We start from the raw sequence: 8139 nt of genomic DNA, 5'->3' as shown, positions 1-8139 counted from the left end.
GGTATCAATGCCAGTCTCATCAATATAAACAATAGGGGTGTTTGGAAAGCAGGCTAAAACATCAAGATAGCGTCTCACTTTTTCGCTATCTTGTTCTTTATAGGTTGTGGTCTTTTTTTAAAGTGATGTTCAGTTTTTTTAAGGCAGCCCAAACTGAGGGAATACTACAGTCAAAATGCTCTGCAATTTCCCTTAAGAAAGCATCTGGATGTTCCTTGACATAGGCTTCCAAGCGGTCAAGCGGAAGTTTGCGAGGACTACGAGAGCGTGGTTTACGATTCAGATGTCCTTCATTTTTCAGCTGTGTCTCCCAACGGTACAAGGTATCGGTTCCAATACCAAATAAGTCACAGGTTTCCTTTTTTGTGTGTCCTGATTGGACATAGGCAATAACGCGTTTTCTAAAATCAATTCCGTAAGTCATAAGTCTATTTTTATCACACATCAAATAAAAACTAAACAACTATAACAGCAACTGAACGCGAAGTGGTACAAATTACAGCTGCCCTTGCCAATGGCTGTGGATTTTGCGTGGCAGGTCATACGGCTATTTCTATCAAGCAGGTTAAGATGCCAGATGTTATTCTACAAGCTCTACGTCAGGGAACACCAATCGAAACGGATGCAAAATTAGATGCTCTCGCTCGATTTACTCTGGCTGTTATTCATGAAAAAGGTAAGGTTGGACAGCCCTTGCTAGAGGAATTTTTCCAAGCAGGCTATACAGCAGAAAATGCTTTGGATGTTGTACTGGGAGTTAGTCTTGCAACCCTTTGCAACTATGCAAACAATTTGATTAACACACCAATCAATCCCGAATTGCAGCCCTATGCACTTTAGAGTTGGTATTCACAGTTCACAACTTCTTACCATATGAAACTAGATCAGTTAGAGTGATGCTCTGGCTGATTTTTTGTATGGTAATACTCTTCGAAAATCAAAATTATCCGTTGTCAACTTGCCTAGATGAACTTGAGTTCTATCGTCGGCTTCGTTTCCTAGGCTACTTTTGATTTTCATTGAGTATAAAACTAGTTTTAAGAATAGAAAATATTTTAGAAACTAGTTTCAAAATTGTTGGTTTTTGTAAAAAGTAAGAAAGTAGATTTTATGTATAAAAAACTATTGAAAAAATATAAATATATTATATAATGACATTGTAAGCGCTATCTCGGATCCGATAATAGAAAGGAGAATGGAATGGCTACCATTAGCAAGGCAGTCCTAAAGGAACAAATAAAAGATGGCTTGATCATTTCTTGCCAGGCTTTACCAGGTGAACCTCTCTATCGGGAGGAAGGGGGCATAATGCCCTTACTGGTTAAAGCAGCAGAAGAGGCAGGAGCAGTTGGAATTCGAGCAAATAGTGTTCGAGATATAAAAGAAATCAAGGAAGTAACCGATTTACCAATTATTGGAATTATCAAAAGAGATTATCCTCCACAGGAACCTTTTATAACTGCGACAATGAGGGAAGTTGATGAACTGGCAGCCTTAGATATTGAAGTGATTGCCTTGGATTGTACCAATCGAGAACGGTACGATGGGCTAACAATCGTAGACTTCATCAAACAAATAAAGGAAAAATATCCAAACCAACTCTTTATGGCAGATATTTCAACCTATGAAGAGGGGATAACGGCCTATGAGGCTGGAATTGATTTCGTTGGGACAACCCTTTCTGGTTACACTTCATATAGCCGGCAGGAAGATGGTCCAGATATTGAATTGGTTGATCGACTCTGTCGAGCAGGTATCGATGTCATCGCTGAAGGAAAAATTCATTATCCGGATCAAGTCAAAACCATCCATGATCTAGGTGTTGCAGGTATCGTTGTTGGCGGGGCTATTACCCGACCAAAAGAAATAGCAGAGCGGTTTATCCGAGTGTTGAAACAATAAATAAGTAGTCTAAGCACCCTTTGGGGTAAGCAAAATAATAAAAAAAGGAGAAGAATGATGAAGAAAATCATACATTCATTGTTAGCTGGTGTGGCAGTTTTGTCACTTGCAGCATGTAGTGGCGGTAATAAAACTGCTGAAAAAACTGCTGATTCTAGTGCTTCTGGTAAGACAGAAATCACATGGTGGGCCTTCCCAGTATTTACACAAGAGAATACAGAAGACGGTGTTGGTACCTATGAGCAAAAAATTATTGCAGCTTTTGAGGAAGCTAACCCAGACATCACTGTCAAACTGGAAACCATCGATTTTACATCTGGACCAGAAAAAATCACGACTGCTATTGAAGCAGGGACTGCTCCAGATGTTCTATTTGATGCACCAGGTCGTATCATTACCTACGGAAAAAATGGCAAATTGGCTGAGTTGAATGACCTCTTTACAGATGAATTTGTCAAAGATGTGAACAATGATAACATTATTCAAGCATCTAAGGCTGGTGATACTGCCTACATGTACCCACTCAGCTCTGCACCATTCTACATGGCATTTAACAAAGCGATGTTGAAAGATGCTGGTGTTCTTGATCTTGTCAAAGATGGCTGGACAACAGACGACTTTGAAAAAGTCATTAAGGCTTTGAAAGACAAAGGCTACAACCCAGGTTCCCTCTTCTCTAACGGCCAAGGTGGTGACCAAGGTACTCGTGCCTTCTTGGCAAACCTTTACAGTGGTAGCATCACTGATGAAGGTGTGACCAAATATACTACTGATTCAGAACAAATGATCAAGGCCTTGTCTAAGGCAGCTAGCTGGATTAAAGACGGTTACATGATGAATGGTTCACAATATGCAGGTGGCGATGACATCCAAAACTTTGCAAACGGTCAAACATCTTACACTATCCTTTGGGGTCCTGCTCAAAACGGTATCCAAGGACAATTGCTAGAAGCTTCTAAAGTTGAAGTGCTTGAAGTACCATTCCCATCTGAAGATGGTAAAGCAGCTCTTGAGTACCTTGTAAACGGCTTTGCAGTCTTCAATAATGGCGACGAAGCACGCGTAGCAGCAGCTAAGAAATTCATCCAGTTCATCGCAGATGATAAAGAATGGGGTCCTAAGAACGTTGTTCGTACAGGAGCATTCCCAGTTCGTACATCATTTGGTGCCCTCTATGATGATGAACGTATGGCTATGATTGATAAGTGGACTGGCTACTACTCTCCATACTACAACACGATTGACGGATTTGCTGAAATGAGAACTCTTTGGTTCCCAATGCTTCAAGCTGTATCAAATGGCGAAAAAGAAGCAGAACCAGCTTTGAAAGAATTCACTGAGCAAGCAAACGCAACGATTAAATAAATGAATTGAATGAGGCTCCTTTTCTCTGTTAGCTATTCAATAGATATGGAAAAGGAGCCATTCCTTTCATGCTTTATGAAAAACAACAACTATTTTTTCAGTAGGTATTTTGATTTTCATAAAGAATGATTCCGAATAGAATTGAGGTGTTCTCGGTGCAGATAAATAAGATTAGAATGCGGGAGACCATTGTATCCTATACATTCTTAGCTCCTATTCTCATTTTCTTCACTATTTTTGTACTAGCTCCAATGATTATGGGATTTGTCACCAGTTTCTTCAACTACACCATGACAGATTTTAGCTTTGTTGGACTGGATAACTATGTACGGATGTTTAATGATCCGATTTTTATCAAATCTTTGATTAACACGTTGATTATCGTGGTTGGGTCAGTGCCAGTCGTTGTCTTCTTTTCAGTCTTTGTGGCTTCACAGACCTATGAAAAGAATGTCATCGCTCGCTCTTTCTACCGTGCTGTCTTCTTCCTACCTGTTGTAACGGGTTCGGTTGCTGTTACGGTTGTTTGGAAATGGATCTATGATCCGCTATCAGGTATTTTGAACTTTGTTCTGAAATCTGGTGGAATCATCGACCAGAACATCAGCTGGTTGGGGGATAAGCAATGGGCCTTGTTAGCCATTATCATTATCCTTTTGACAACTTCGGTTGGTCAGCCTATTATCCTCTACATTGCAGCTTTGGGTAATATTGATAATTCCTTGGTAGAAGCAGCGCGTGTGGATGGTGCCAATGAACATCAGGTTTTCTGGCAAATCAAATGGCCAAGCCTCTTGCCAACAACTCTATATATTGCAGTTATTACAACCATTAACTCTTTCCAATGTTTTGCCCTCATTCAGCTCTTAACTTCGGGTGGTCCAAACTATTCGACTTCGACCCTCATGTACTACTTGTACGAAAAAGCCTTTAAGTTGTCTGAGTATGGCTATGCAAATACCATGGGTGTTTTCTTGGCAGTCATGATTGCCTTGATTTCCTTTGCCCAATTCAAGATTTTGGGTAATGATGTGGAATACTAGAAAGGAGGAGATCATGAAAAAGAAAACCATTACGCCTTTTGGTGTTATTTCAACCATTATTTTGCTCTTGTTGATCATCCTTTTCATCTTTCCTTTCTATTGGATTATGACAGGGGCCTTTAAGTCACAACCGCATACTATTGTCATTCCACCTCAGTGGTGGCCAACCCAGCCAACACTGGAAAACTTTACCAAGTTGACGGTACAAAACCCTGCCTTGCAATGGCTATGGAACTCCGTCTTCATTTCCTTGGCAACCATGATTTTGGTTTGTTCAACATCCTCTCTAGCAGGTTATGTCTTGGCTAAAAAACGTTTCTATGGACAGCGGATCTTGTTCTCAATCTTCATCGCTGCCATGGCTTTGCCAAAACAGGTTGTTCTTGTGCCCCTTGTTCGGATTATCAATTTTATGGGCATTCATGATACGCTAGCTGCGGTTATTCTGCCACTTGTTGGTTGGCCATTCGGTGTTTTCTTGATGAAACAATTCTCAGAAAACATTCCAACCGAGCTCTTGGAATCTGCTAAGATTGACGGTTGTGGCGAGCTATCCACTTTCTGGAATGTTGCCTTTCCAATTGTCAAACCTGGCTTTGCTGCCTTGGCCATCTTCACCTTCATCAACTCATGGAACGACTACTTCATGCAGTTGGTTATGTTGACATCACGTCAGAATTTGACCATTTCGCTGGGTGTTGCGACCATGCAGGCTGAAATGGCAACCAACTATGGTGTCATCATGGCGGGTGCTGCTATGGCTGCTGTCCCAATCGTTACCGTCTTCCTTGTCTTCCAAAAATCCTTTACACAGGGTATTACTATGGGGGCTGTTAAGGGATAAGTTCATGGAGAAAGTTGCATGATTTATGATCATATTGAAAATATTAGGCACTATAAGGGCCTGCATCCTAACTTGGATCTTGCCTTGGCTGTTCTTGAAAAGGGAGATTTTCGAGAGCAGGAGCTAGGCAAGTATGAAGTTGCAGGCCAGGATGTCTATTATTTCCTCCAAGAAAATACCCTCTCTGAGGAGTTTAAGGAGGAATTTGAATACCACCGTTCTTATGTGGATATTCATTTTGTCATCAGTGGTCAGGAACAAATTTCCTACGGTTGCCGTCTGGTTGGAGAGGATACTGGATTTGACCAGGCAGGTGATATCGGTTTTGTTCCCAGTGAAAAATGGGTGGATTGTCTACTAGATGGGAATTACTTTGCTATTTTCCTACCTGGGGAAGTTCACCAGCCTAACCAATGGGCAGGTGGTGCCAAGACTGTCCGCAAGTGTGTGTTTAAAGTCTTAGTAGATGACTAAGTCCTTTATAAAATAGAAAGGGGAAGATGAGGATGAAAGGAAAAGGTGGTAGAACACTGGTTCAGTCCCTGTTTGATGTCCATCATCCAGCCTGGCAACTGGTAGAAAAAATCTTCGATTTAATGCTCTTAAATGGCTTAACTGTTTTGGCCAGTCTCCCTCTTTTTACCTTGGGAATTGCCAAACTTGCCCTTCAGGCTAGTTTATGGGACATGCATGAAGAGGGGAAAATCAAGGTCTGGTCGACCTACTGGGGACATTTTCGTCGGCAGTGGAAACAGGGCCTCATTTTGTCCTTGGTTGAAGTGGGGCTAACAAGCTTTTGCCTTTTGGATCTTTATCTAATTTGGAATCAGGCTGGTCTAGTCTTTGATAGTTTCCGTGCAAGTTGCATTGCTATCTTGCTCTTTAGCCAGCTGCTCTGGGTCTATGTCTACCCACTAGCCAGTCGTTTTCAGCTCCACTTGAAGGACTTGTTTTTGCAAGGGATTTTCTACCTTGGGACTATGTTGTCTCTGACTTTTATGGTCAGCCTGGTCTTGCTCCTCTTGGTTGCTGTCCTCTTCTATTCAGACCTCACTCTCTTGATTGGTCTGGTGAGTTTCCTATTTTTTGCCTATGCTGGCCTATCCTTTCTATTTATTAGAGAATTTGGGTCACGATTACAATCGTTAAAAAGGAATTAAAATGAAAGATTTATCGAAATATCATGGTATTATTCCAGCCTTTTATGCCTGTTATGATGAGGCTGGTGACATTAGTTCAGAGCGTGTAAAAGCTCTGGTTCAGTATTTCATTGACAAGGGAGTTCAAGGGCTTTATGTCAATGGTTCATCTGGCGAATGCATTTACCAAAGTGTGGCAGACCGCAAGCAAATTCTTGAAGCGGTTATGGAGGTTGCCAAGGGCAGATTGACCATTATTAACCATGTGGCCTGCAACAATTTGAAGGACAGTGTGGAGCTAGCGCGCCATTCGGAAGAATTGGGTGTCGATGCTATTGCAGCTATTCCACCGATCTATTTCCGTTTGCCTGAGTACAGCATCGCAGCTTACTGGAACGGCATTAGTGCAGCTGCACCAAATACAGATTTCATCATCTACAACATTCCGCAACTGGCAGGTGTGGCTTTGACGCCTAGTCTGTACAAGGAAATGTTGAAAAATCCACGAGTGGTAGGGGTGAAGAATTCTTCTATGCCAGTTCAGGATATTGATACCTTTGTTAGTCTAGGCGGTGAAGATTATGTGGTCTTCAATGGTCCAGATGAGCAATTTCTCGGCGGTCGCCTCATGGGGGCTAAAGGAGGAATTGGTGGTACCTATGGCTCAATGCCAGAACTCTTCCTAAGGCTCAATCAGTTAATTGCTGACAAGGACTTGGAAACAGCCCGTCAATTACAGGCAACCATCAATACCATCATCGGAAAATTGGTGTCTGGTCATGGTCATATGTATGCTGTCATCAAGGAAGTTATCCGTATCAATGATGGCTTGGACATTGGCTCTGTTCGGGAACCTCTCACGGCCTTAACAGAAGCGGACCTTTCCATTGCTCAAGAAGCGGCTCAGTTGATTCGGGATGCCAAGGAAAGATTTGGTGCCTAGGAGGTGTCTATGAAAACCTATCTTGCTATTGATATCGGCGGAACCCAGATAAAATATGGCCGCCTAGATGCAGCAGGTCAGATTCTAGAAAGTTACAAGATGGATACGGAAGCTCACAAGGGCGGTCCCCATATCCTTGCGACAGTCAAAAATCTAGTAGCAAACTTTCATGCTCAATCCCCACTTTCAGGTGTAGCCATTTCTTCAGCAGGGATGGTCGATCCTGACAAGGGAGAGATTTTCTATTCGGGACCGCAGATTCCAAACTATGCTGGAACCCAATTCAAGTCTGAAATCGAGTCTAGTTTCGGACTTCCTTGTGAGATTGAAAATGATGTTAACTGTGCAGGGCTGGCAGAAGGGATTTCAGGCGCTGGTCAAGATTGCCAGATTAGTCTTTGTTTGACAATTGGTACGGGTATTGGTGGTTGCTTGCTGGTGGACGGTCAAATCTTCCACGGCTTTAGTAATTCGGCCTGTGAGGTTGGTTATCTCCATCTTTCTGATGGTGCATTCCAAGACCTGGCTTCAACGACGGCTCTTGTCCAAGAAGTGGCTCGCCTGCATGGTCAGAATCCGGCAGACTGGAACGGCTATAAGATTTTCCAAGAAGCCAAGGCTGGAGATGCCCACTGTATTGCGGCTATTGATCGCATGGTCAACTATCTCGGCCAAGGCATTGCCAACATCTGCTATGTAGCCAATCCAGAAGTGGTTATTCTTGGTGGTGGTATTATGGCGCAAAAGGATTATCTCTTTGAGAAAATCCAGGCAGCCCTTAAGGCAAATCTGGTTTCAAGTCTAGCAGACAAGACCAGACTTGCCTTTGCAGAGCATGAGAATGCGGCTGGCATGCTGGGTGCCTTTTATCATTTCCAGCAGAAGCAAGGTCTGGGTTAGGAG

At 42.5% G+C, this 8139-nt stretch carries 9 protein-coding genes and 1 pseudogene; 9 read left to right on the top strand and 1 reads right to left on the bottom strand.

Annotation, left to right across the window (positions count from 1 at the left end):
• Positions 1 to 97 precede the first annotated feature (97 nt).
• Positions 98 to 424: an IS630 transposase-related protein gene (locus ODU55_RS08835; protein WP_099806846.1), complete on the bottom strand. Its 327-nt coding sequence runs from the start codon at positions 422 to 424 to the stop codon at positions 98 to 100.
• 47 nt (positions 425 to 471) lie between these two features.
• Here ODU55_RS08835 and ODU55_RS08830 point away from each other — a divergent pair.
• The 9 genes and pseudogenes from ODU55_RS08830 to ODU55_RS08790 all read left to right on the top strand — a co-directional run.
• Positions 472 to 840 (top strand): annotated as a pseudogene (locus tag ODU55_RS08830) (carboxymuconolactone decarboxylase family protein); the annotation flags it as partial.
• A gap of 360 nt (positions 841 to 1200) precedes the next feature.
• Positions 1201 to 1902 carry an N-acetylmannosamine-6-phosphate 2-epimerase gene (locus tag ODU55_RS08825; RefSeq protein WP_398582579.1) on the top strand — a complete coding sequence of 234 codons (702 nt, stop codon included), beginning with the start codon at positions 1201 to 1203 and terminating at the stop codon, positions 1900 to 1902.
• Positions 1903 to 1959: 57 nt separating this feature from the next.
• Positions 1960 to 3267 (top strand): ABC transporter substrate-binding protein, encoded by a 1308-nt coding sequence (locus tag ODU55_RS08820; RefSeq protein WP_398582578.1) that lies wholly within the window; start codon positions 1960 to 1962, stop codon positions 3265 to 3267.
• A 155-nt stretch (positions 3268 to 3422) separates the two neighbouring features.
• Positions 3423 to 4310: a carbohydrate ABC transporter permease gene (locus tag ODU55_RS08815; protein ID WP_029186299.1), complete on the top strand. Its 888-nt coding sequence runs from the start codon at positions 3423 to 3425 to the stop codon at positions 4308 to 4310.
• Between the two features lie 13 nt (positions 4311 to 4323).
• Entirely contained in the window at positions 4324 to 5154 is an 831-nt protein-coding gene (locus ODU55_RS08810) for a carbohydrate ABC transporter permease (protein WP_398582577.1), read from the top strand.
• 18 nt (positions 5155 to 5172) lie between these two features.
• Positions 5173 to 5628, top strand: coding sequence for a YhcH/YjgK/YiaL family protein (locus ODU55_RS08805; RefSeq protein WP_398582576.1), 456 nt, complete (start codon positions 5173 to 5175; stop codon positions 5626 to 5628).
• Positions 5629 to 5660: 32 nt separating this feature from the next.
• On the top strand, positions 5661 to 6314 hold the full coding sequence (locus ODU55_RS08800) for a DUF624 domain-containing protein (RefSeq protein ID WP_398582575.1): 654 nt from the start codon (positions 5661 to 5663) through the stop codon (positions 6312 to 6314).
• Position 6315: 1 nt separating this feature from the next.
• Positions 6316 to 7236 carry a dihydrodipicolinate synthase family protein gene (locus ODU55_RS08795; protein WP_398582574.1) on the top strand — a complete coding sequence of 307 codons (921 nt, stop codon included), beginning with the start codon at positions 6316 to 6318 and terminating at the stop codon, positions 7234 to 7236.
• Between the two features lie 9 nt (positions 7237 to 7245).
• Positions 7246 to 8136: an ROK family protein gene (locus ODU55_RS08790; RefSeq protein ID WP_398582573.1), complete on the top strand. Its 891-nt coding sequence runs from the start codon at positions 7246 to 7248 to the stop codon at positions 8134 to 8136.
• Positions 8137 to 8139 lie beyond the last annotated feature (3 nt).

The organism is Streptococcus sp. 2022WUSS037 (genome assembly GCF_044427225.1).
Classification (GTDB): Bacteria; Bacillota; Bacilli; order Lactobacillales; family Streptococcaceae; genus Streptococcus.
Note: the sequence above shows the minus strand (reverse complement) of the source record. Positions and strands in the feature narration are given on the sequence as shown.